This is a genomic window from Bradyrhizobium sp. BR 10261, assembly GCF_019455395.1.
Classification (GTDB): Bacteria; Pseudomonadota; Alphaproteobacteria; order Rhizobiales; family Xanthobacteraceae; genus Bradyrhizobium; species Bradyrhizobium manausense.
The window spans coordinates 55,399-79,470 of the sequence record NZ_JACOFQ010000029.1; the positions used below are offsets into that span (position 1 = coordinate 55,399).

Sequence of the window (24,072 nt, forward strand, 5' to 3'; positions counted from 1 at the left end):
TCTTCGGATCGCCGAATGAGCAACGGATGGCCGCGCCATGCCTCGACTGGTTCTGACGATCTTTGCCCTCTTCGGCTCACTTCTCTCACCGGCCCTCGCCCAGCAGCCGCCTCAGCGCAGCGAATGCCTGGCGATGGCGAATGCTGCGCCCCGCGCCATGCCGGTCGCCTTTCGGCAGGCGGCTGCGGCGGCGGAGGTCGAGATCACCTATGCCGGTCACTCCACCTATTTCATCGACACGCCGGGCGGCGTGCGCATCGCGACCGATTACAGCGGCGCCTATCAAGTGGGCCGGCTGCCTGATGTCGTCACCATGAACCGGGCGCACAGCACCCACTATTCGCTCAATCCGGACAAGCGCATTCCCCACGTGCTGCATGGCTGGGGCGAGGACGGCAAGCCGGCGGTCATATCGGAGCGCATCGGCGATAGCTTCATCCGCAACGTCACGACCGACATCCGCCGCTATTTCGGCGACGATTCCGGCACGGACATGATTCGCGACGGCAATTCGATCTTCATCTTCGAGGTCGCGGGCCTGTGCATCGGGCATCTCGGCCATCTCCACCACAAGCTCGACGACAGCCATTTTGCCCAGATCGGCCGGCTCGATATCGTGATGGTGCCGATCGACGGCACCTACACCATGTCGCTCGATGGTGTTTCGGAGATCACCAAGCGGCTGCGTGCCTCGGTGGTGTTGCCGATGCACCGCTTTGCCACCCCGCTCGACGAGTTCATGCAACGCATCGGCCGGCAATTCGAGATCGACCGCCGCCCCGGGCGTTCCTTGCGGATGTCGCGGGATATGCTGCCGACGACGCCGACGGTGATCATCCTCGACGGGGTCTGAGGCCGACACCGGAACGCATGACCCCGCTCCGACTTGGTTGCGTCGAGATCATCCTCGATCGGAGCAATCATGAGCAGAAGGTTCCTGGTCATCGGCGCGTTTGCCGCCATCTATTTGCTTTGGGGTTCCACCTATTTCGCCATCACGTTGGGATTGAAATCGATCCCGCCGTTCTTGCTGATGGCGCTTCGCTCGTTCTGCGGCGGCATCGTGTTGCTGGCCATGAGCGGCAGGCAGATCGCGGGCGTCTCCTTGCCGATGTGGGCGGGTGCGAGCCTGTGCGGGCTGCTCTTCTTTGTCGGCTGCCACGGCGTGCTCGCCTTCGCGCAGCAATCGGTCCCGTCGGGCGTGGCAGCCATCGTGCTTGCCACGATTCCCTTCTGGATCCTGCTGATCGATTTCCTGTTCCCGGGCGATCAGCGAGTGAAGCCGCTTGCCCTGCTGGCGCTGATCCCCGGTTTCTTTGGAGTTGGGCTCGTCGCATGGCAGCACATCGAGCAGGCCGGCATCAGCATGCTTCCCATTGTCTGGCTCCTGCTTGCGGCGCTGTCGTGGTCAACAGGGACGGTTCTGTCCCGACGCATGTCGAGCCAGACGTCCGCCATTCTGCTGTCGGGGATGCAGCTCTCGGTCGGAGGCATCGTGTTGTTCGCAATCAGCTGGCTGGCGGGCGAGATCGGCGGCTTCAGTCCGAGCGACGTCTCGCCGACGTCGCTTGCGGCCGCGCTTTGGCTGATCATCTCGGGCAGCGTGATCGGATTCGTTGCCTACAACTGGCTATTGGAGAATGTCTCGACCTCGCTGGTATCGACCTACACGTTCGTCAACCCTGTCATCGCCGTGCTGCTCGGCACTATCGTGCTCGGCGAGCCGTTCTCGCGCATGATGCTGCTCGGTGCGGGGCTCGTCATTGTCTCCGTGATCGTCATCTGGTGCGTGGAGCGCTCAGAGAGCCATCGGACGAGCGACAAGGCTGGCCGGGGCGTCGGACATCTGTCCTTGCACAAGACCTGAGCCATCGACGGCAATTTTCTCCAAGTCGATTCTCGGCCGGTCGTGCTGATCTCCTTGGCAAACAGGAGATCGACATGACCGGCTTTGCCAGATTATTGCACGCGGATGGCCCCAACCCTGAACACGCGGCCGCGCTTCAGCTCTATGGCCGCTTCGTCGGCGATTGGGACGCCGAGATCGCGGCCCACGGCGCTGATGGAACGAAGCACACCGCGCCCGGCGAGATCCATTTCGGCTGGGTGCTGGAAGGACGGGCCGTGCAGGATGTCTGGATCATTCCCCGTCGCGCTGATGGCCCCGCCTTTCCGATCGCCGGCAATTGGTACGGCACGACGCTGCGGGTCTACGATCCCACCATTTCCGCGTGGCGGATTTCCTGGTTCGATCCCGCGCGCTGTGTGTTCCGACAGCAGATCGGCCGTCCGCGCGGCGAAGACATCGTGCAGGAGGGCACGACCGACGCCGGGGACCTGACGCGCTGGAGTTTTACCGAGATCACCGCGGACTCCTTCCACTGGCTCGGCGAGGTCAAGCCCGCGACGGAGGCCGATTGGCGGCTGGTGGTCGATGTGATGGCGAGGCGGCGCAAGGGTTGAGCGGAACGTTGCTGCGCTCGCCACGGAGGGCGCGGTTGCACAAGGCGCGCTGCCGCGCCATCAAATGAGATGGTAGGCTCCCGTCACAAAAAACATGAGGGAGCGAATGTCGATGGCTGCAAGCGGTCTGCCCGCCAACACCAGCGGGCTCTTTGTCGAACCGCGCGAGGACTGGCTCGCGCAGCATCAGGAAGAGATCATCGATCCCACCAGGCCGATCGTCGATCCGCATCATCATCTCTGGAATCGCGGCCATCGCTATCTGATCGAGGAGATGGCCGCCGACATCTCTTCCGGCCACAACATCATCGCCACCGTCTATGTCGATTGCCGCTCGATGTATCGCGCGTACGGGCCCGAGGCGTTCCGGCCCGTCGGCGAGGTCGAGTTCGCCAACGGCGTCGCTGCGATGAGCGCGAGCGGCGGTTACGGCAGGGCGGCGATCTGCGCCGGCATCGTCAGCCATGTGAACCTGCTGCTCGGCGATGCGGCAAGGCCCGTGCTGGAGGCGGAGATCGCCGCCGGCAATGGCCGCTTCCGCGGCATCAGGCATTCGTCCGCCTGGGATCAGGACCCGGTCGTCGCCGGCATGTATGCGAACCGGCCGAAGGGATTGTTGCAGGATCCGGCTTTCCGCAGGGGCTTTGCCTGCCTTGCGCCGCTTGGCCTCAGCTTCGATGCCTGGCTGTTCCATCCGCAGATCGGCGAGCTCACCGAGCTGGCGCGCGCCTTCCCCGACACCAGGATCGTGCTCGACCATTGCGGCGGCCCGGCCGGCGTCGGCCGCTTTGCCGGACGGCGTGAAGAGGTGTTTCCAGAGTGGCGCGCCGCGATCCGGCAGATCGCCCGTTGCGAGAACGTGGTGGTGAAGCTTGGCGGGCTTGCGATGTGCCTGCTCGGCTACGACTTCCATCTGCGCGAGAGGCCGCCGTCATCGGAAGAGCTTGCCGCGGCGTGGAAGCCTTATGTCGAGACCTGCATCGAGGCGTTCGGGCCGACGCGCGCGATGTTCGAAAGCAACTTCCCGCCCGATAAAGGCCAGTGCAGCTACCAGGTGATCTTCAACGCTTTCAAGCGCATTGCGGCACCGATGAGCGAGGCGGAAAAGACGGCGCTGTTCTCGCGGACCGCGACCGACTTTTACCGGCTCGAACTGCCGTCATGACGCGAAAAAGGGGCCGGGATGTTGGTCCCGTCCCCTCTTCCGTCGTGGTCGCTGGGAAGCGTCCTTGAATTTGATGAAGATTAGCCGGCACCCATGAGCGTCGCCGGACGGCGTTCGCCGGGCGAGAGGAACATGCGCTTCAACTTGTTGACGACGCGGATCATGAAGCCGATGACGGCCGGGTTGGTCTTGCGGCAGAAGGCGATCTTCTTGACGTGGCCCTCGACATGCCATTTGGCATGCGCGCCGTCGCGGAAGAAGATGACGTCACCAACGCCATAGCGCTTCGGCGGCATGCCGTCGCTTTCGAGCACGATCGATCCTTCCAGGATCATGATCGTCTCGTCGAAATCATAGTACCAATTGAAGCGGCCTTCGGTGCAGGTCCAGATAATGGTCGAGGAAGTGCCATCCGAGCTGGTCGAGAGGATGTGCGAGCGCGACACCGGGTTGCCTTCGATGATCCAGGCCGGCTCGATCGGCCGCAGCTCGAGATCGACATTGCAACTTCCAATTTCAATCGATGCCGGCGACATCCGTTTCCCCAGGTGCAATATGATTAACCGGGTTTCATCCCGGATTGTTTCGAAAGATGATGGGAACGCTAGTCCCCGGTTTTTAATTCTTCCTTACGCCGGCACCGACAATCCACCGCAAGTTGCAGACGCAAACCTGTTAACGCCGGGATTCCCCTGCAAATTCGCGCACATGAACCGGTCTTTTGCGGGGTGCGACAAAATGCGCGGAAAGACCGAAAAGGAGCCCATGATGCCCCTGACCCCGGAGGTTCTGACAGCCCAAGGCGAGGTCGTCGCCTGGCTCGAGAGCCTTGATGTCTCGTTCGCAGCAGACGAAGAGCTCTGGTTCACCATCGACGGCATCGAAAGCCCCCGGCAGATCGGCAGTGACGCCTCGGGCGGCGCCTTCGTGCTGCTGCCGTCGCAACATGTGCTCTACGTCTCATCGGAAGGTCGCGCGGGTATCATCGCCGAGAGCTTCGAGGCGTTCATCCAGCTCGTCGTTGCCCGCCCCTATTGGCTCGACATCCTCAAATTCTCCGCCGGCGGCGATCTCCAGCAGATGCAGCGCGCGGCGGATGCGCTTGAGGCGACACTCGAGGACGACGTCAACGAGGCGAGAGAGGAAATCCGCGGGCGCCTCGACCTGCCGGAGGCGGACGACCCGGTCGGCGCGCTCTACGAGGCGGTTGCGGCGTCCGACGCCATCGTGCGCGCCACCGACGGCAGCCCGTTCACGACATTGTTCAACCGCTTCAGCATCGACAACAACCCGATGCTGCGCAACGCGGCGGCGTGAGACGCTTGATGCTTGTGTTTGGGCGTGAACCTCCCACGACCGTCATGGCCGGGCTTGTCCCGGCCATCCACGCCTAGCGGTACGAAGAACGTGGATGCCCGGGCGTAGGCGAGCGGAAGCGACGCCGTCCTTCGGGCGGCTATGCCCGGGCATGACGAGCCGCTACTTCGCCCACTCGCCCTTGCGGAATACCGGCACCTTGCTGCCGTCGGCCAGGATGCCGTCGATGTCGGTCTCGGCCGAGCCGATCATCCAGTCGATATGGATCAGGCTCTGATTGCCGCCTTGCGCGGCGATCTGCTGCGGCGTCAGCTGGGCACCGTTGATGAAGCACTTCGAATAGCACTGGCCGAGCGCGATGTGGGATGCCGCGTTCTCGTCGAACAGCGTGTTGTAGAACAACAGGCCGCTCTGCGAGATTGGCGAGGAATGCGGCACCAGCGCCACTTCGCCGAGCCGGCGCGCGCCCTCATCGGTGTCGAGCACCTTGTTCAGCACCTCCGCGCCGCGTGAAGCCTTGGCATCGACGATCTTGCCGTCCTCGAAGCGCACCGCGATGTTGTCGATCAACGTGCCCTGGTAGGACAGCGGCTTCGAGCTCATGACATGGCCATAGACACGCCGGCAATGCGGCGTGGTGAACACCTCTTCGGTCGGAATGTTGGCATTGCAGCTGATGCCGTTCTTGGACAGCGAGGCGCCGCCTTCCCATTCGTGGCCATCGGCGAGACCGATGGTGAGGTCGGTGCCGGGACCGGAATATTGCAGCGCGCGAAAACGCTGGCTGTTGAGCCAGTTGGTGCGCTCGCGCAGCACCGCATTGTGGCTCGCCCAATTCGCCATCGCGTCCTCGCGATCGACGCGTGACGCCGCGAAGATCGCATCCGCGAGCTTGCCGATCGCAACCTCTTCGGGATCATCGGGGAAGACCTGCTTCGCCCAGGACGGGCTCGGATAGGCGATGATGTTCCAGTTGGTGTCGAAATTGACGATTTTTTCCAGCGCCGGCTGATAGGCCATGGAATTGGCCTTGCTGGCGCGCGCGACCTTGGACGGATCCTCTCCCGACAACAGCATCGGATTGTCGCCGACGATGGCGAGCCGCGCGGTGTTGTCCGAGAACGCCTTCGCCATGCCCTCGTAGAGCCAGCTGGCGGCGCGATCAAAGCTGTTGTCCTGGCCGTAGCGGTAGCGCGCCAGCGTCATCTCTTCGTCGGAGAGGATCGGGGTCACGATACCGGCACCGGCCTTGTAGGCGTGGACGGCGATGCGTCGCACCAGCGGCAGCGCGATCGCGGGCGCCGTCAGAAGAAGATCCTGTCCCGGCCGCAAGCCCAGTCCCACCTTCACCGCCACCTCGGCCAGCCGGTCGAGTTTCACGGGATCGATGGACGTGGCGGAATTGCGTTGATCGGTCATGCCGGGCCCTCTGTCGGAATCTACAGTTCAATCTAAGTCTAGCATCACGAGACACAAGTGTGCGAGCGCCTTGCGAGGCCTGAAAGATACGCAGTTTCACGCATCTTGGTTTTCAACGCGTTGCCGATCTCAGCACCCGATCCACCATTTCAGGCGCAAGGCCGAGGTAATTTTTCGGTGAAGTGAGGGCCTCGATTGCGGCACGATCGATCCTGACGGAGACGCGGGGATCGGACGAAAGCGCGTCCGCAAGGGTCAGGCCCTTCTCATTGGCCAGCCGGCAGGCATCGTAGACCACGTCATGCGCCTCCTGCCGTCCGATCTGCGGCGCCAACCCCATCATGGCCGCTTCGGCCACAATCAGACCGCGACTAAGGGCGAGGTTGTCGTTCATCCTGGCCTCGTCCACGATGAGGCCGGCGAGCGCGAATTTCGCCTGGTGCAGGGCGCCTGCGGTCAGCACGAAGCTTTCGGGGATCGCCATCCATTCGGCGTGCCAGGGACCTGTGGCGCGTTCGAAATCCTGCACCATGGCATCCAGCATCAGGCCCGCCTGCTGGCGCACGGCCTTGCTTGCTGCCAGCATCAGCTCCGACGAGATCGGGTTGCGCTTCTGCGGCATGGTCGAGGAGGCGCCGCGCCCCTTGACGAAGGGTTCGTAGACCTCGGAGAACTCGGTCGAGGCCATGATCATGATATCGAGCGCGATCTTGCCGAGCGAGCCGGTGACCAGCGCGAGGAAATTCACCGCTTCCGCAAAACCGTCGCGGGCGACGTGCCAGGTCGAGGCGGGAACACCGAGCTTGAGCTCGGCGCAGAGCGCCTCCTGCACCTCGAATCCCTTGTCGCCGAGCGAGGCCAGCGTGCCGGCTGCGCCGGCGAACTGGCCGACCAGCACGCGCGGCTTCAATTGTACGAGACGTTCGGCATGCCGGTCGAACATCGCAAGCCAGATCGCGGTCTTGTAGCCGAAGGTCACCGGCAGCGCCTGCTGGAGATGGGTGCGCCCCGCCATCGGCGTGTCGCGATGGCGCTGCGAGAGGTTTGCGAGGATCCTTCGCAGCTCGGCGATGTCGCGTTCGATGATCTCCAGCCCCGCGCGCAATTGCAGCACCACGGCGGTATCCATGATGTCCTGCGTGGTCGCACCCCAATGCACGTAACGGCCGGCCTCCCCGCACTGCTTCACCATCTGATGCACCAGAGGCAGGATCGGATAGCCGACGATGTCGGTCTCCTGCCGCAACAGATCGAAGTCGAGCACCGTGACGTCGGTCCGCGCCGCGATCTGGTCGGCGGCAGCTTGCGGGATCACGCCGCATCGCGCCTCCGCCTTGGCCAGCGCCACCTCGACCTCGGCGTAGCGCGCGACCAGCGCGACGTCGGAAAATACCTCACGCATCGCAGGCGTGCCGAAGGCATCGCGGAACAGCATGGAATCGAGCACGGTGGTCGAGGCGGGACGAGCGGGCATGGGCGTTTCTTTGCGGCTGTTGTTGTGAGTGAGAGGTAGCTTACGCGGCCAGCGGTGCCCGGCAATGGACATTCACGGTTTGACATGCACCAGAGCCGGGTCGGCGAAGCCAGGACGATCTGGGGATTGCGCGCCGCCGCCTCGACCGCCTCTCGTTCAAGTTGTATTCCTCCGCGCAAATGGCATAGCAGCCATCCGGTGCCGCGGTGAACCTGATCGACCTCCCGGCCGACTCACAGGCTTCAAGTCGAAATCCATTTTGATTCATCATTGCCCTGAAGTCGCTGTGAGGTCTGAGTTTTCGACGTGCAGTTTCTGTTCCGGGACCATCTTCTCGACACCGACTTGCGCGAACTGAGCCGCGAGCAGGTCCCCGTTGCCGTGGAACCGCAGGTTTTCGACCTCGTAGTCCACCTCATGGAGAACCGCGACCGGGTCGTCAGCAAGGACGAGCTGATCGACAAGATCTGGCACGGCCGCAGCGTCTCCGAATCGACCTTGACGAGCCGGATCAATGCCGCGCGCAAGGCGATCGGCGACACCGGAGCGAACCAGGCGCTGATCCGCACCATTGCGCGAAAGGGCTTTCGCTTCGTCGGCAGCGTCGAGACCAAGTCCAGAGGCGCGACGGTGGAATCGCGCGGCAGCGTCACGCCGTCGCACGCGGCCCCTGCGCTGCCCGATCGCCCCGCGATCGCCGTGCTGCCCTTCACCAATATGAGCGACGACCGCGAGCAGGACTATTTCTCCGACGGCATCAGCGAAGACATCATCACCGCGCTGTCGAAACTACGCTGGTTCTTCGTCGTCGCCCGCAACTCGTCCTTCGTCTACAAGGGCCGGTCCGTGCATCTCGATGAGATCGCGCGCGAGCTCGGCGTGCGTTACGTGCTCGAGGGCAGCGTGCGGCGAAGCGGTGGCCGCGTCCGCATCTCCGCCCAGCTCAACGACGTCTCGACCGGCGGTCATCTCTGGGCCGAGCGCTACGACCGCGAGCTTGCCGACATCTTTGCCGTGCAGGACGAGATCACCGACGCCATCGTCGCCGCGATCGAGCCGCAGCTTTACGCCGCGGAAAATTTTCGCGCGCAGCAGAAGCCGCCGGGCAGCCTCGATGCCTGGGACTTGGTGATGCGCGCGCTGTCGCATTACTGGCGCGTCACGCGCGAGGACAATGCATCGGCGCAGAGGCTGCTCGAGCAGGCGATCGCGATCGACCCGGCCTATGGCAAGGCGCTGGGCCTGCTCGCGACCAGCCACATTTTTGGTGCCCATATGGGTTGGGCCGATATGGCCGCGACCGTGCCGGTCGCCGAACGCGCGGCGCTTGCCGCGGTAGAGGCCGATCGCGACGACGCCTTTGCCCATCTCGGCCTTGCCTATACTTATCTGTTCTGCCGCCGCTTCGACGACGCGCTGGCCGAGTTCGAGCTTGCCTTGCGGCTCAATCCGAACTGCGCGATGGCGCACGCCTTCTACGGCGTGACGCTGTGCTACGCGGGACGATGGCAGGACGGCGATGCGGCCGCGCGCCGCGCGCTGCGGCTGAGCCCGCGCGATCCGCTCGCGGCGACCTATTGCGGTGTCGCCGCCTATGCCCAGTTCATCGGCCGCAACTACGAGGGCGCCATGCAGATGGCGCGGGAATCAATGCGACAGCGGGCCGATTTCGTCGGCGCGCACCGCGTGCTGACGGCCGCCGCCGGCATGTCAGGCGATCCGCTCCTGGCCGCCGCTGCGCTGGAAGGATTGCACCGCGCTCAGCCCGGCATCTCGCTCGCCTGGATCACGCGGGAGCTGCCGATGCTGCGCGAAGAGGACCGCGCGCATTATCTGGAAGGTTTTCGGCGCGCGGGGATGGAGTAGATCTCCCTGCCTCCCGCAGGCAGGGAGAGGCGAAGACTCTCCTACTCCTGCATCATCTCACCGCTGCCGCCGAACTCAGCGGGAAAATCCTTCAGCTTGGGCAGGCCGTCGCGCATGGGCAGCACCGTCTCGGAATAGTTGACGTGGACGCCGGGAGCAAAGGTGAGCGTCGGGACAGTTGCCGTGAACACGTCGATCAAATCGAGCGGCGGGTGATTGGTCATCAGATGCCCGCCGCACTTCCTGCAATATTTGCGCTGGCTGAGCGGGGTCTTTGCGAAGGTCTCGACATTCTGTGCGCCTTCGGTGATGCGCACGGCTTCGGGCTTCCACAGGCTGAAGGCGTTCACCGGCCCGCCCGACCAGGAGCGGCAGGAGCGGCAATGGCAATAGCCCATCGCGGCCGGCTCGCCCGTGACCTCGATGGTGACCGCGCCGCAGAAGCAGTGTCCGACATGTTTCATCCTGGTTCTCCTGAGATGGATTGGGATAGAAATTCCTGGCTTACAAATGAACCGCTGCCACGCATGCTCCGTTCGGCGGACACGTGGCAGAGGACGCACGGCTAAACCGACCGGCGCCAGGGAATAAGCATCGACACCCGTTGTTTGTACTGCCGGTATTCGTCACCGAAGAGGTCGATGAGATCGTGCTCCTCCAGCGCGATGCCGACGAAGATGTAGGCCGTTGTCACGGCTGCGAACAGCAGATGGCCAGCAGTCATGGTCGGTGCCGCCCAGAAGGCGATGATGAAGCCGAGATAGATCGGATGACGGACGAATTTGTAGAGCAGCGGCGTCTTGAATCGCGGCGGTTCCGCCTCCTTGCCGACGAGATGATTGGTCACCTGATGCAGTCCGAACAATTCGAAATGATTGATGATGAAGGTCGAGGCGAACACCAGCGCCCAGCCCGCGAAGGACAGCGTGACCAGCGTCACGGCAAGATCGGGACTGGCGACGTCCCATACGACCGAGGGCAACGGACGCCACAGCCAGAACAGGAGGAGCAATGACAGGCTCGCGAACAGCACATAGGTCGAGCGCTCGACCGGCTTGGGGACGGATTGCGTCCACCACGACTTGAAGCGCGGGCGCGCCATCACGCTGTGTTGAACGGCGAACAGCATCATCAGCACGAGATTGATGATCACTGCTTCGGCGGTCGGCGTATCGGTACCGGTGTCGATGGTCTTCGGCACCACCAGCCCCATCACAAAGCCGATGGCATAGAGAATGGTGACGAAAAACACGAGATACGCCGCAATTCCGTAAAGAAAGGCGGTGAACTTGAAAATGCGTGAGCCCGCAATCTCCGGGCCGATGGAATGAACCTGATGATCGAGTTGGGTCATAGAAAGCTCCGTTGTGCCGAGGCATCGGCACTGTTTGGTCTCTGCACCATGCCGGACCGGACTGCGGAAGACTTTCGCGGAGGGTTGATTTTTGCCTGAGACGACTTTGATTTTTGCTTGAGACGACCAAAAACGTGCGATTTTTCTTTGAAAACAACGTGCTCGACGGCGACCTGCGCGAACTGACCTGCGCAGGGACGACCGTGCCGTTGCAGCCGCAGGTGTTTGACCTCTTGCTTTACCTCGTTGCGGAGCGCGCCCGCGTCGTCAGCAAGGATGACCTAATCAGCCAGATCTGGAGCGACCGCATCGTCTCGGATTCGGCGCTGAACAGCCGGATCAACGCCGCACGCAGGGCGCTCGGCGACGACGGCGCGACGCAGCGGCTGATCAAGACGATTCCGCGGAAGGGCTTTCGTTTCGTCGGCGATGTCCGGGAAGAAGTGGTAACCAGGCCCGTACCGGCCGAGGCAGGGCCAGTTTCCCCGCGCGTCGCGACCGACCGTCCGGGCATCGCCGTCCTCGCCTTCGAGAACATGAGCGGCGATCCCGCCCAGGACTATTTCGGCGACGGCATCAGCGAGGACATCCTCACCGCGCTGTCGAAGCAGCGCTGGTTCATCGTGATCGCCCGCAACTCGTCTTTCACCTACAAGGGGCGCGCGGTCCACATCAGGCAGATCGCCGAGGAGCTCGGCGTCCGTTACATCGTCGAGGGCAGCGTGCGCAAAGCGGGCAACCGCGTGCGTATCACCGCGCAGCTCAACGACGCCAGCAGCGGCGGTCATCTCTGGGCCGAGCGCTACGACCGCGAGCTGGTCGACGTGTTCGCCGTGCAGGACGAGATCACCGAGCGGATCGTCGCGGCGATCGAGCCGCAGATCCACGCCGCGGAGAATTTTCGCACGCGGCGCAAGCAGCCAGCGAGCCTGGATGCCTGGGACCTCCTGATGCAGGCGCTCTCGCACTACTGGCGGATCACGCAGCAGGACCACGCCGCGGCGCAAAAGCTGCTCGAGCGCGCGCTCGCGATCGATCCCGATTACGGCCAGGCGCTGGCGCTGCTGGCGGCAAGCCACATGTTCGGCGTGCATCTCGGCTGGGCGGAGCTTGCCGCGACGGCGCCGATCGCGGAGAACGCCGCGCTCGCGGCGATGCGCTGCGACCATGAGAATGCCTGGGCCCATGCCGCGCTCGGCAGCGTCTGCTTCTCGACCAGCCGGCTGGCGGACGCGCTCTGCGAGTTCGAACAGGCGCTCGCGCTCAACCCGAACTTCTCGCTCGCGCAAGGCTACTACGCGCTTGCGCTGTCCTATGCAGGGCGATCCTCCGACTCGTTCGAGGCGGCGCAGAAGGCGATCAGGCTCTCACCGCGCGATCCATCGCTGGCGATCTATTACGGCATTGCCGGCTATGCGCGCTTCACCGAGCAGCGCTATGACGAGGCCATTGCACTGGCGCGCGAAGCGATCCGCCACCGGGGTGAACTGACCGGCGCCTATCGCGTGCTCGCGGTCTCCGCCGGCATGACCGGCGACAGCGCGCTGGCGGCCATGGCGCTGGGCGAGCTCCGCCGCACGCAGCCCAATATCTCACTGGACTGGATCGCGACGCAGCTGCCCTGGGCCAACGATGCCGACCGCCAGCACTATCTGGAAGGATTTCGGCGCGCGGGACTGAGGTGACCAAGGCAAGGCTCCCGACGCGAATATCAGGACGCGCTGTACATTTTTTGTGCTGACACTGTCGAGACTTTCATCTTGCGGCGGGGAACGGGACCGTGGGAGCCTCGCGCCCGGATGGGGACTGGGAAGGCCGGCCGTCGCTTGGTGCGCGAAGATGTCGCGAAGCGTTTGCGGCCGGTCGCGCTTGAGAAAGATACGACATGTCGAAACGAGTGTTGCTTGGTCTCCTCCTGGCCTGTGGCCTCACGGCCTCGGCGCTGGCTCAGGAGCCGAAGGCGGGCGGCGTGATCAATGCCGTGATCCAGCCGGAGCCGCCCGGCCTGATGCTGGCGATGGTTCAGAACGGTCCGGTTCAGATGGTGTCGGGCAACATCTTCGAGGGACTGTTGCGCTACAGCCCCAAGCTCGAACCGCTGCCGGAACTCGCCGAAAGCTGGAACGTCAGCGAAGACGCCAAGACCTATACGTTCAAGCTCCGGAAGGGCGTCACCTGGCACGACGGCAAGCCCTTCACCTCCGCCGACGTGCTGTTCTCGATCGAGATGTTGAAGCAGACCCACGCGCGCGCCCGCGCCAATCTGGTGCAGGTCGACAAGGTCGAGGCGCCCGACGACACCACCGTCGTCTTCACGTTGAAGCAGCCGTTCGGCCCGTTCCTCGGCATCTTCGAGGTCGGCTCGATGCCGATGGTGCCGAAGCATCTCTATGAAGGCACCGACTGGAAGACCAATCCTTACAACAACGCACCCGTCGGCACCGGTCCCTTCATGTTCAAGGAATGGCAGAAGGGCTCGTTCATTCGCCTGGTCAAGAACCCGAACTATTACGAGAAGGGCAAGCCCTATCTCGACGAGATCTACTGGCAGATCATTCCCGACGCCGCCGCGCGTTCGGTGGCGTACGAGACCGGCAAGGTCGACGTGCTGCCCGGTGGCTCGGTTGAGAATTTCGACGTGCCGCGGCTGTCCAAGTTGAAGGACACTTGCGTGACCGGTGCCGGCTGGGAGTTCTTCTCGCCGCTGGCCTGGCTGTGGCTGAACAACCGCCAGGGCCCGCTCGCGGACAAGCGGGTGCGGCAGGCGATCATGTATGCGATCGACCGCGACTTCGCCAAGGACGTGATCTGGAACGGGCTCGGCAAGGTCGCGACCGGCCCGTCGGCCTCGACCATCAAGTTTTACACCGAGGATGTGCCGAAATACCCTTACGACCCGGCCAAGGCCAAGGCGCTGCTGAAGGAAGCCGGCTACAAGGGCGAGAAGATCCGCCTGCTGCCGCTCGCCTATGGCGAGACCTGGCAGCGCTGGGGCGAAGCGGTGAAGCAGAACCTCCAGGACGTCGGCATCAACATCGAGACCATCGCCACCGATGTCGCCGGCGGCAACCAGAAGATCATGGACTGGGATTTCGATATCGCCTTCACCTATCTCTACCAGTATGGCGATCCCGCGCTCGGGGTGGGGCGCAACTACATCTCCAGCAACATCGCCAAGGGCCAAGTCTTCAACAACGCCGAGGGCTACGTCAATCCCGAGATCGACAAGCTGTTTGCCGACGGCGCGGTCGCAACGCCTGATAGCAAGCGCAAGGAGATCTACGACAAGGCCCAGAAGATCCTGGTCGAGGACGTGCCGGTGGCCTGGATGCTCGAGCTGCAATTCCCGACCATCACACGCTGCAAGGTCAAGAACCTGATCACCACGGGGATCGGGGTCAATGACGGCTTCAAGGACGCGTGGCTCGACAAGTGAGTGCGCTCGCTGAGCCATCGGCGGCGCCCACCTCTCCCCGTTGGGGAGGGGTGTCCGTCACGGCGAGACCACCTCGAACCAGCATACGAACCTAGATGCTCTCCTTTGTCGCCCAGCGTGTCCTCAAGGGCGTGATCGTCCTGCTTGCGATCGTGGTCCTCAATTTCTTCCTGATCCGGCTGGCCCCCGGTGACCCCGCTGTGGTGATGGCGGGCGAGGCCGGGGCCAGCGACCAGATCTTCGTGCAGCAGCTCCGGGAAAAATTCGGCCTCGACAAGCCGCTGCCCGAGCAGCTCTTCATCTACGTCAAGGGCATCGCGACCCTCGATCTCGGCTTCTCCTTCCGTCAGCAGGCACCTGTCGCGAAGCTGATCGCCGAGAGGCTGCCGGCGACGCTGCTACTCACGCTCACCGCATTTGCCATCTCGCTGGCCCTCGGCGTTCTGTTCGGCACCTTCGCCGCCCGCTTCGCCGGGACTTTCCTCGACACCGGCATCACCATCTTTGCGCTGATCTTCTACGCCACGCCGATCTTCTGGGTGGCGCTGATGGGCATCCTGCTGTTCTCGGTCACGGTCGATTGGCTGCCGAGTTTCGGCTACGAGACGGTCGGCGCGAACTTGCCCGGCTTTGCTCATGTCATCGACGTCGCAAAGCACCTGATCATGCCGGCGATGACGCTCGGCCTGTTCTTCATGGCGACCTACACCCGGATAACGCGCGCCTCGATGCTGGAGGTGAAGCGGCTCGATTTCGTCAAGACCGCGCGCGCCAAGGGCCTCTCTGATTCCGTCATCCAGCGCCGCCACGTGCTGCGCAATGCGCTGCTGCCCGTGGTGACGCTCGCCGGCGTGCATGCCGGCACGCTGATCGGCGGCGCCGTCATTACCGAGACCGTGTTCGCCTGGCCCGGCATCGGGCGGCTGATGTACGACGCGCTCCTGCAGCGCGACTACAATCTGCTGCTCGGCGTCTTCGTGACCTGCTCGGTCATGGTCTTGATCTTCAACCTCATCACCGACCTGGTCTATCGCCTGGTCGACCCGCGCATCGAATTCGCATCATGAAGCAGTTCTGGACATCGATGCTGAGAAGCCCGAGCGGCGTGATCGGGATCATCATCCTGCTGCTTGGGATCTCGATCGCGGTGTTCGGGCCGCTGCTGTTCCCGAACTCGCCCTGGCGCATGGTGCAGCGGCCGTTCCTGCCGCCCTTCACGCTTTCGACCGTGCCGCTCGGCACCGACGCATTGGGGCGCGACGTATTCGCCGGCATGATCTTTGGTGCGCGAGTCTCGCTGCTGGTCGGCCTCATCTCGACGCTGGCCGCGCTGGTCGTCGGCGTTCCCATCGGCGCCATGGCCGGCTATTTCGGCGGCAAGGTCGACGACGCCTTGATGCGCTTCACCGAGTTCTTCCAGACCATTCCGAGCTTTGCACTGGCGATCGTGCTGGTCGCGATCCTGCAGCCCTCGATCTATTCGATCGTCGCCTCGATCGCGGTGGTGAGCTGGCCGCCAGTCGCCCGCCTCGTCCGCGGCGAGGTGTTGTCGCTGCGCACGCGCGAATATGTCCAGGCGGCGGTGGTCACGGGCCAGAGCAACAGCTGGATCATCCTGCGCGAGATCCTGCCCAATGCGCTGTCGCCCGTGATCGTGCTGGCCTCGCTGATGGTCGCGACCGCGATCCTCTTGGAGTCCTCGCTGTCGTTCCTTGGCTTGGGCGATCCCAATCTGATCTCCTGGGGCTACATGGTCGGCGCCGGCCGCACCGTGATCCGCCAGGCCTGGTGGATCACCGTGTTCCCCGGCGTCGCGATCCTGATCTCGGTGCTCGGGTTGAACCTGATCGGCGAAGGCCTCAATGACGCGCTCAATCCCCGGCTATCGCGGGAGGGACGCTGATGATGACCGCCCCGCCCGCCGTCTCGATCAAGAATCTCAAGATTGCCCTGCCCAAGGGCGCCGAACGTCCCTTCGCGGTCGACGGCGTCTCGTTCGACTTGCGGCCCGGCAAGATCGTCTGCGTGGTCGGCGAATCCGGCTCCGGCAAATCGATGTGCGCGCATGCGCTGATGGGGCTTCTGCCGAATTCGGTCTCCATTGTCTCCGGTGAGATCCAGTTCGAAGGCCGCGACCTGCTCAAGCTCGACGACGACGGCTGGCGCGATCTGCGCGGCCGCCGCCTCGCGATGATCTTCCAGGAGCCGATGACCGCGCTCAATCCGTTGATGCGGATCGGCGACCAGATGGCGGAGATGTTCGAGGCGCACGGCCTGCTGACGCCCAGGGAGCGACGCGCAAAGGCGTTGTCCCTCGCGCGTGAGGTCGGCCTGCCCGATCCCGAGCGTATCGTGCGGGCCTATCCACACCAGCTCTCCGGCGGCCAGCGCCAGCGCGCCATGATCGCGATGGCCCTCGCGCTCGAGCCGGCCGTGCTGGTCGCAGACGAGCCGACCACTGCGCTCGACGTCACCACGCAGGCGCAGATCCTCAAGCTGATCCGCAACCTCCAGCGCAACCGCAGCATGGCGGTGATGTTCATCACTCACGATTTCGGCGTGGTCGCAGATATCGCCGACCAGGTCGTGGTGCTCCGCCATGGCAGGGTCGTCGAGGAAGGCCCGGCTGCGACCGTGTTCAACGATCCGCAGCACGATTACACCAAGGCGCTGCTCGCCGCCGTGCCGTCGATGCACCCGCCGAGACGTGCAGCGCTCGACGATCAGGCCAAGGCCGTCGAGGTGGTCGGGCTGGACAAGACTTACGTCACCTCCGGCGGCTGGTTTCGCGAGGACCGCCGCGTCGATGCCGCGCGCGCAGTCAATTTCAATATCCTCAAGGGCGAGACGCTGGGCCTCGTCGGCGAGTCCGGCTCGGGCAAATCGTCGGTGGCGCGGCTCGTGATGCGGCTGATCGAGGCCGACCGCGGCACAGTGCGGATCGGAGACACCGATCTCACGCAGCTCTCGGGCAAGGCGCTGCGCGCTGAACGCCATCGCATCCAGATGATCTTTCAGGATCCGTTCGCCTCGCTCAATCCGCGGCGCAAGATCGGCAACATCATCGCCGACGGCCCGATCGCGGCCGGCATTGATCCGAAGATCGCGTTCGACCGCGCCCGCGATCTCCTCAAAATGGTTGGCCTGGACGCCGGTGCGCTCGAGCGCTATCCGCACGAATTCTCCGGCGGCCAGCGCCAGCGCATCGGCATTGCGCGCGCGCTCGCGCTCGAGCCCGAGATCATCGTCGCCGACGAAGCCGTCTCGGCGCTCGACGTCTCGGTGCAGGCGCAGGTGCTCAAGCTGCTCGAAGACCTCAAGGCGCGCCTCGGTCTGTCGATGCTGTTCATCACCCACGACCTGCGCGTCGCAGCGCAAATCTGCGATCGCATCGCGGTGATGCAGCGCGGCGCCATCGTCGAGCTGAAGCCGACGGTGCAGCTGTTCACCTCGCCGGAGCATGCCTACACGCGCGAACTGCTCGCCGCGGTGCCGGGGCAGAAGGAACGCGCGCCAGCCGCGTGAGGTGCGGTTCCATCCGGTATTCCGGTCCGCCAAAAGCGCGATGAGATTGGGTTGAATCGTCATCGCGCTTTAGCTCTTTGTTTGAGCATGATCTTTTCGGAAAACCGCTTCACACTTTTCCGGATCATGCTCTAGGAACGGATCGGTCACGGGTTTTTTATCCCCTGTGACTGCCTGCACGGCTGCAACGACGAGGCCGGCGCCCCACATTCGCATGGAATGATTTCCATCATCTGATGATGGATCTGACATCTGGGAGACCGATATGGGCCAAATTGTTCAGTTTGTGTCGAAGTCCGAGCGCGAGCGTCTTCGCCTCATCCAGGAAGCGCGCGCGATCTACGACAGCATCTTCCCGCCGACCGATCCGGGCAGCGAGCAATCGAGCGGCGCCGATACGCGCCCGAGCGACCGGGGCAATCTCGCATGATCAAGATCGTCGCCGTGCTTTGCAGCCTCGCCTCACCGTCAAATTGCCACGAGCAACTCGTCACCAGCTCCGACTTTGCGCAGGTCTCGGTTCAGTCCTGCCTGATGGGCGCGCCGCAGCTTGCCGACTGGATGAACCAGCATCCGGCTGAACGCCTGGCGGCCTGGCGCTGCGTGATCGGTCAGCAGAACGGCCGGGGGATCTAGCAGCGCAGTCGCGCATGATTTCACTTTGGATTGGTATTGCTCCAGGTCGGAACCGCATTGGTGACGCCGACCGTCGGCCAACTATATGTTCCTATCGACGGCGCCGTGACCGTGCCGACCGTTTGCCCTGATGAGCCGTAAGACGGCCCCGGCTGGGCCGCGGTCACGCTCGGGCTGCTATAAGTTGGCGCCAGCACGCGCGTGCTGTGGTGGCCGCTGGATCTCTGCCTCTTCGCTTCGGCTGCGAAAGGCGCTGCCACCAGGCTGGCGGAGACGAACGCCGCAATGGCGAATTTGATGCTTGTCATGGCCGATCCCTTCCTCGTCAGGGCCTGCTCTGCCATCTGTTCATGTATCGGACGATTTTCCAGAGGAGCACGTTCATAACTCCGTGCGCACACGGACGTGCCGGCGACTGGCGCCACGCGGACTGGCGCCGCGCGGACCGGCGCCGCGCGATACTCGCCTTCGGATCGACCCGAATCAGCGCTAGGGCATGGCACTGAGCTTTCCGGACGTGAGTGACATGACGGGCCCCGAACTGAAGCAACTCCGCAACGACCTCTCAGACGCCATCGAGCGGAAGCTCACCGCCGCCGATATGGCGAAGCTGTGCGCGCTGCCGGAGCAGGGGGGCGCCGACACCATCCGGCGCTGGGAGGTCAGCGGCCCGACGCTGGCCGCGACCAAGGTGCTGCGCGTGCTCGCGATGGCGAGCGAGCGCTATCCGATCCTGGAGAAGTTCGACATCTTCGATCGCCACGACGTGCGCGAGGAAGACCGCCCCGCCAAGCGCGCGGCCTTCCGCGCGCAGATGCGCGACGAGGTGCGGCGGCGTCTTGGTTAACGGAACGCGTGCGCTGGTTACCGTAGGCTGCGCGAATTAAGCCTTCCTTCACCACTTCTTAAGCCGCCATTAAGCACGAAAATCAATTGCAGCCCAATAAGTTAGGTTGGGCACCGTTGTGCCACGCATGTGACAGCATTTTCCTCAAAAGCGAGCTATCTGCAAAACCAACGCGGCGCGGACTGCGCGCCTGCCGGGGACCTGAAGTGTTGGAGTTCGAGACGATGAAGAAGATTCTGTTTGCGACCGTTGCGCTGCTCGTGGTGGGCGCGTCCGCGCCGGCGATCGGTGCCGACCTCGGCGCCCGCCCCTATTACAGCAAGGCCGCGCCAGCCTATGCCGCGCCGATCTACAACTGGACCGGCTTCTACATCGGTGGGCATGTCGGCGGTGCGTTCTCCAGCGACAATAATTTCAACGGCCTTTCCACCGGCAACAACGGCAACGGCCGTTTCCTCGGCGGCGTGCAGGCCGGTATGGATTGGCAGGTCAACCCGAACTTCGTGGTCGGCGCCGAAGCCCAGTATTCCTGGCTCTCCGGCAGCGTTGGCGCGGTGTTCCCGGGCGGCGTGGCCTACACCAACGATCAGCGTGGCCTCGGCTCGATCACCGGCCGTGTCGGCTACACCTGGGGCCCGGGCCTGGTCTACGTGAAGGGCGGCTACGCCTATTCCGACAATAATGAGAAGGTGACTGTGGGCGGTGTGCCGACCGGCTTCATCATCTCCGGCGATCACAGCAACGGCTATACCGTTGGTGCCGGTCTCGAATACATGTTCGCACCGAGCTGGTCGGCCAAGGCCGAGTACCAGTATTACAATTTCGGCGATGCGCACTTCACCGCGGGCCCGCTGGTCGGCACCGGCAACTTCACCACCGACGACCATACCTTCAAGGCCGGTCTCAACTACCGCTTCAACTGGGCCAGCCCGGTCGTCGCGCCCTACTGATCAGGCCTCATCAACACTTCTCGCTATCAAGGGCCGGCATCGCTGCCGGCCCTTTCTTTTTTCGCTCTGCGGAACTGCCAAGCATTTGTGCAACATGCTATTTTTTAACCCCCGATGACCATACTGCGCAGCGAAAATAAGAGATCATTGCTGTGGGGGAATTTTCGATGGCGATCCGTCCGAGCTTGGGCCGTTTCAAGCCGCGCTTCAAAATGCCGAAATGGGGATTGCGTGGCAGCCTGATTGCGGCCTTCGCCGTGATCGCAGGCATGGGCCTCGTGATCGCAGCCGGCGCCGGCTTCGTGTTCAACCATCTCGGCTCGACCATGATGGATTTGAGCGGCCGCGACATCCCCCGCCTCGCCGCCAGCCTTCAGCTCGCCTCGCAAAGCGCGACGCTCGCAGCACAAGGCCCCGGTCTGCTCGCTTCTCCCAGCGACGACGCGCTGAACGATCGCACCAAGAACGTGAAGGAGATCCAGCAGCAAGCGATGGCCAAGCTCGGCGAGATCATCGAGCTTGGCGCAGACCAGCAGACCGCGAACGCGCTGCGCGACACCGCCAAGAGCATCGACGAGGCCACCCAGAGCCTGGTGTCGGCGGCGCGCGAACGGCTCGACACCGGCGCGCTGCACGACAAGCAATATGAAGCGCTGCGCAAGGCGCAGATCGCGTTCGTCGGCGCCGCCGGCCCCGCGATGCTGGATACACAGACGCGCCTGAACGCGATCCTCGGTTCGGCGGAAGTCTCGGCCGATGACGCCACCGAGGCGGCGCGCACCGTCGCCCAGGTCTCGACCATCTCCGCCAATGGCAATCTGATGGCCGCCGACATGATGGCAGCACTCTCGGCCAACAGCAGTGATACGCTCGAGGCGATCGAGAAGGAATTCAAGACCACCCGCGACCGCGTCAAGTCCAACCTCGAAGACCTCCCGAACATCCCCTCGATGCAGGCTGTGCGCAGCGCCGTGGAGAAGCTGTTCGCCTTCGGCGAAGGCAAGACTGGCGTGTTCAAGATCCGCCAGAAGGAGCTCGACTCCATCGACTACTGCCAGACCATCCTGGACGAGACCCGCAAGCTCAATGTCGGTCTCGGCATCAGCGTGCAGGCGCTCGTCGACGGCGTGCAGAAGGAGACCAATGCGTCGACCTTCCGGGCCCGCCAGGAGATCTCGCTCGCCACGACGGCAATGCTGGCCCTCGGCGGATTGACGCTGATCGGCTCGGCGCTGTTCGTCTGGCTCTATGTCGGCCGCAACATCCTGCGCCGTATCCGTGAGCTTCAGCGCGCCATGCAGCTGCTCTCCGCCGGCGACCTCGACACCGAGATCGTCCGCTCTCGTCAGAATGATGAGATCGGCGCGATGAAGGAGACGCTGACGGTGTTCCGCGACAGCATGATCGAAGCCCGCGCGCTTGCCAGCGAGCAGGACAAGGATCGCCTCGCCAAGGCCGAGCGTGCCGCGCGCCTGGAAGCCAAGATCGCGGAGTTCGAGGGCACGGTGCGCACCGCGCTCGACAATCTCGCGCGATCGGCCAATTCGATGCAGTCGACCGCACAGAGCATGTCGACCACAGCAGACCAGTCCAACGCGCTGGTGAACGCGGTTGCCTCCGCCGCGGAGGAGACCTCGGTCAACGTGCAGACCGTGTCGTCGGGCACCGAGCAGCTGTCTTCGTCGATCGAGGAGATCAGCAAGCAGGTCGTCACCTCGGCTGCGATCGCCAAGAAGGCGGTGGATGAGGCCGGCGCCACCGACGCCACTGTGCAGAGCCTTGCCGACAGCGCAAGCCGCATCAGCGTCGTGGTCGATCTGATCCAGACCATCGCCTCGCAGACCAACCTGCTCGCGCTCAATGCCACCATCGAGGCGGCGCGCGCAGGCGAAGCCGGCCGCGGCTTCGCCGTGGTGGCCTCCGAGGTGAAGAGCCTTGCCAGCCAGACCGCGAAGGCGACGGAGGAGATCCGCACCCAGATCGCCAGCATGCAGCAGGTCACGACTTCGGCCGTCGGCGCCATCCAGGGCATCGGCCGGATCATCGGCGAGATCAACGACGTCACCACGACCATTGCGGCCGCGGTCGAGGAACAGGGTGCCGCGACCCGCGAGATCGCCCGCAACATCCAGCATGCTGCGGGGGGCACCAGCGAGGTCTCCAGCAACATCGTCGGCGTGTCCACGGCTTCGGCCGAGGCCGGCGCTGCGGCCACCGAAGTGCTGAGCGCGTCCGACGCGCTCCGCCGCGAGGCCGACATGCTGCGCGGCGAAATCGACGCGTTCCTCAACAATATGCGGGCGGCGTGAGCCGCCGTCCCGTAGCCCGGATGGTGCGAAAGCGCCATCCGCGCGATCCCCGCCCCTGCGCGCCCTCCCGTCCTTTGCCGGGCCGCCTTTCTGCAAAAACCGCAAAACAACCCCATGCACAGTAGAAGCGCGGCGCGGGTTCGTCTTCGTGACCAGCCGCGCGGTCCGTCGGCCACGATTCAGGTCGACGCAATTTCGCTTTTTACGAATACCGTTTGACCTGTCGGGCAAAACAGTGGCACTATGTCATGCTGACCATTTCGAAAGCGGCAAGCGGGTCCAGCTGGTCGCCCTCCGCGACGCAAGAAGTCTCGGCGCCGCTGCCAACGGAAACTTTGCCGCCTGGCTCGGCCTGCCCCCCAAAAATCACTCGAGGGCCGGGAAGAACAGGCTCGGCGTGGTTACACGTGCCGGCGACGGCATGTGTTGATAGTGCAGATCGAAATAGCGGCTTGACCACGATCTGGATAGGAGGAGACCAGCCTCTGTGCCGCCCGCGACAGATAAGCAAACCAACGAAAGCCAAGACGTACCGCCGTGCGCGCCGCGGTACGCTCGAACTCAACCTCGTTGCGCGCCAGTTCGATCGCATCGACGAAGTCCTGAAAGGCGTGATCCGATCGCTTGATCGTGACGGATCCGATACACAGCAACCGCCGCCGCGCACTTTGTAGAGCGAAGACCCCGCGGGGATCTATCTGACGCAAATGTGGAGGGTTCGTCTGGTTTAGGACGATCGAGTCGGCACCACAGATACCAGCCAATGGAACTGTTCGTCACCCGACCTTCCTGTTACAAAATCCCGGGAGGGATCCCGAATTAATTTTAGTTTCTGCTCAATACGTTGAGACCTCACGTTGCTCGCTCGCCTATAGAAAAAGATATCTCGCAGCCGAAGCTCATCAACGGCATGATGAAGAGCGGCCTTGAGACTTTCCGTTGCGTAGCCATATCCCCAGGCCTTCCGGACAAACCGGCATGATACGTCAAAATGCGTGCCCAGAGGATGCTCCCTCCACTGTTGGAGCATGATCCCAGCGTAGCCTAAGAATTCACCCTCCGGACTTTCTACTGCCCATCTAGACACACCATGAAGCTGCAGAGCATGACGATATCTCTCGAATTTCTCTTGACTCTCGGTCGAGTCGATAGGCCCCCGAAGGTCGGCCATAACAGCTGGATCGCCATGCATCATCTGGAATGCTGCAAGATGGCGATCATGCCATTCGTGAAGTCTGAGATGAGGCGTTTCGATCATATACCATTCCTGTGAACTGTGAAGATTGGTCCACTTAGCTTCATTCAGTCAAA

Annotated in this window: 23 protein-coding genes; 16 read left to right on the forward strand and 7 right to left on the reverse strand. The window is 63.6% G+C overall.

What is annotated here, in order from left to right; genetic code table 11:
* Positions 1-37: 37 nt before the first annotated feature.
* From HYH07_RS28330 to HYH07_RS28345, 4 genes are all read left to right on the forward strand, one after another.
* Positions 38-853, forward strand: a complete 816-nt coding sequence (locus tag HYH07_RS28330) for an MBL fold metallo-hydrolase (protein ID WP_220005549.1) — start codon at positions 38-40, stop codon at positions 851-853.
* Between the two features lie 69 nt (positions 854-922).
* Positions 923-1,867 carry an EamA family transporter gene (locus tag HYH07_RS28335; protein ID WP_220005550.1) on the forward strand — a complete coding sequence of 315 codons (945 nt, stop codon included), beginning with the start codon at positions 923-925 and terminating at the stop codon, positions 1,865-1,867.
* 74 nt (positions 1,868-1,941) lie between these two features.
* The gene (locus HYH07_RS28340; protein WP_220005551.1) at positions 1,942-2,463 is read left to right on the forward strand and encodes a hypothetical protein; all 522 of its coding nucleotides are present in this window, start codon (positions 1,942-1,944) and stop codon (positions 2,461-2,463) included.
* A 112-nt stretch (positions 2,464-2,575) separates the two neighbouring features.
* Positions 2,576-3,628: an amidohydrolase gene (locus HYH07_RS28345; protein WP_220005580.1), complete on the forward strand. Its 1,053-nt coding sequence runs from the start codon at positions 2,576-2,578 to the stop codon at positions 3,626-3,628.
* Between the two features lie 80 nt (positions 3,629-3,708).
* Here HYH07_RS28345 and HYH07_RS28350 read toward each other — a convergent pair whose 3' ends face one another.
* Positions 3,709-4,164, reverse strand: a complete 456-nt coding sequence (locus tag HYH07_RS28350) for a cupin domain-containing protein (protein ID WP_220005552.1) — start codon at positions 4,162-4,164, stop codon at positions 3,709-3,711.
* A 232-nt stretch (positions 4,165-4,396) separates the two neighbouring features.
* On the opposite strand from HYH07_RS28350, the gene HYH07_RS28355 reads away from it, so the two are divergent.
* Complete coding sequence (locus HYH07_RS28355; RefSeq protein ID WP_220005553.1) at positions 4,397-4,945, forward strand: hypothetical protein; 549 nt, start codon at positions 4,397-4,399, stop codon at positions 4,943-4,945.
* Between the two features lie 162 nt (positions 4,946-5,107).
* Here the strand turns inward: HYH07_RS28355 and HYH07_RS28360 are convergent, their stop codons facing one another.
* Together HYH07_RS28360 and pcaB are read right to left on the reverse strand one after the other, a co-directional pair.
* Positions 5,108-6,364 (reverse strand): aminopeptidase, encoded by a 1,257-nt coding sequence (locus tag HYH07_RS28360; protein ID WP_220005554.1) that lies wholly within the window; start codon positions 6,362-6,364, stop codon positions 5,108-5,110.
* Between the two features lie 112 nt (positions 6,365-6,476).
* Positions 6,477-7,838: a 3-carboxy-cis,cis-muconate cycloisomerase gene (pcaB, locus tag HYH07_RS28365; RefSeq protein WP_220005555.1), complete on the reverse strand. Its 1,362-nt coding sequence runs from the start codon at positions 7,836-7,838 to the stop codon at positions 6,477-6,479.
* Positions 7,839-8,144: 306 nt separating this feature from the next.
* Between pcaB and HYH07_RS28370 the strand changes: the two genes are divergently transcribed.
* Entirely contained in the window at positions 8,145-9,704 is a 1,560-nt protein-coding gene (locus tag HYH07_RS28370; RefSeq protein WP_220005556.1) for a winged helix-turn-helix domain-containing protein, read from the forward strand.
* Between the two features lie 41 nt (positions 9,705-9,745).
* Here HYH07_RS28370 and HYH07_RS28375 read toward each other — a convergent pair whose 3' ends face one another.
* Together HYH07_RS28375 and mddA are read right to left on the reverse strand one after the other, a co-directional pair.
* Positions 9,746-10,168, reverse strand: coding sequence for a GFA family protein (locus HYH07_RS28375; protein WP_220005557.1), 423 nt, complete (start codon positions 10,166-10,168; stop codon positions 9,746-9,748).
* 101 nt (positions 10,169-10,269) lie between these two features.
* Positions 10,270-11,058 carry a methanethiol S-methyltransferase gene (gene mddA, locus HYH07_RS28380; RefSeq protein WP_220005558.1) on the reverse strand — a complete coding sequence of 263 codons (789 nt, stop codon included), beginning with the start codon at positions 11,056-11,058 and terminating at the stop codon, positions 10,270-10,272.
* 134 nt (positions 11,059-11,192) lie between these two features.
* Between mddA and HYH07_RS28385 the strand changes: the two genes are divergently transcribed.
* From HYH07_RS28385 to HYH07_RS28415, 7 genes are all read left to right on the forward strand, one after another.
* Positions 11,193-12,743 carry a winged helix-turn-helix domain-containing tetratricopeptide repeat protein gene (locus HYH07_RS28385; RefSeq protein ID WP_220005559.1) on the forward strand — a complete coding sequence of 517 codons (1,551 nt, stop codon included), beginning with the start codon at positions 11,193-11,195 and terminating at the stop codon, positions 12,741-12,743.
* Positions 12,744-12,943: 200 nt separating this feature from the next.
* Positions 12,944-14,494 carry an ABC transporter substrate-binding protein gene (locus HYH07_RS28390; RefSeq protein WP_220005560.1) on the forward strand — a complete coding sequence of 517 codons (1,551 nt, stop codon included), beginning with the start codon at positions 12,944-12,946 and terminating at the stop codon, positions 14,492-14,494.
* 95 nt (positions 14,495-14,589) lie between these two features.
* Entirely contained in the window at positions 14,590-15,561 is a 972-nt protein-coding gene (locus HYH07_RS28395) for an ABC transporter permease (protein WP_220005561.1), read from the forward strand.
* Positions 15,558-16,397, forward strand: a complete 840-nt coding sequence (locus HYH07_RS28400; protein ID WP_220005562.1) for an ABC transporter permease — start codon at positions 15,558-15,560, stop codon at positions 16,395-16,397. The genes HYH07_RS28395 and HYH07_RS28400 overlap by 4 nt, the downstream gene beginning before the upstream one ends.
* Before the next feature lie 2 nt (positions 16,398-16,399).
* A complete protein-coding gene (locus HYH07_RS28405; RefSeq protein ID WP_220005581.1) occupies positions 16,400-18,019 on the forward strand; it encodes an ABC transporter ATP-binding protein in 1,620 nt (539 codons plus the stop codon).
* A 265-nt stretch (positions 18,020-18,284) separates the two neighbouring features.
* Complete coding sequence (locus HYH07_RS28410; protein WP_220005563.1) at positions 18,285-18,449, forward strand: hypothetical protein; 165 nt, start codon at positions 18,285-18,287, stop codon at positions 18,447-18,449.
* Positions 18,446-18,655 (forward strand): hypothetical protein, encoded by a 210-nt coding sequence (locus HYH07_RS28415; RefSeq protein ID WP_057746117.1) that lies wholly within the window; start codon positions 18,446-18,448, stop codon positions 18,653-18,655. The genes HYH07_RS28410 and HYH07_RS28415 overlap by 4 nt, the downstream gene beginning before the upstream one ends.
* 20 nt (positions 18,656-18,675) lie before the next feature.
* Here HYH07_RS28415 and HYH07_RS28420 read toward each other — a convergent pair whose 3' ends face one another.
* The gene (locus HYH07_RS28420) at positions 18,676-18,963 is read right to left on the reverse strand and encodes a hypothetical protein (RefSeq protein WP_220005564.1); all 288 of its coding nucleotides are present in this window, start codon (positions 18,961-18,963) and stop codon (positions 18,676-18,678) included.
* A 218-nt stretch (positions 18,964-19,181) separates the two neighbouring features.
* Between HYH07_RS28420 and HYH07_RS28425 the strand changes: the two genes are divergently transcribed.
* From HYH07_RS28425 to HYH07_RS28435, 3 genes are all read left to right on the forward strand, one after another.
* The gene (locus tag HYH07_RS28425) at positions 19,182-19,502 is read left to right on the forward strand and encodes a hypothetical protein (protein WP_057746824.1); all 321 of its coding nucleotides are present in this window, start codon (positions 19,182-19,184) and stop codon (positions 19,500-19,502) included.
* Between the two features lie 224 nt (positions 19,503-19,726).
* Positions 19,727-20,452: an outer membrane protein gene (locus HYH07_RS28430; protein WP_220005565.1), complete on the forward strand. Its 726-nt coding sequence runs from the start codon at positions 19,727-19,729 to the stop codon at positions 20,450-20,452.
* Positions 20,453-20,619: 167 nt separating this feature from the next.
* Entirely contained in the window at positions 20,620-22,761 is a 2,142-nt protein-coding gene (locus HYH07_RS28435) for a methyl-accepting chemotaxis protein (RefSeq protein ID WP_220005566.1), read from the forward strand.
* Between the two features lie 727 nt (positions 22,762-23,488).
* On the opposite strand, the gene HYH07_RS36860 is transcribed toward HYH07_RS28435, so the two are convergent.
* Positions 23,489-24,019, reverse strand: coding sequence for a GNAT family N-acetyltransferase (locus HYH07_RS36860; protein ID WP_220005567.1), 531 nt, complete (start codon positions 24,017-24,019; stop codon positions 23,489-23,491).
* Positions 24,020-24,072: the final 53 nt, after the last annotated feature.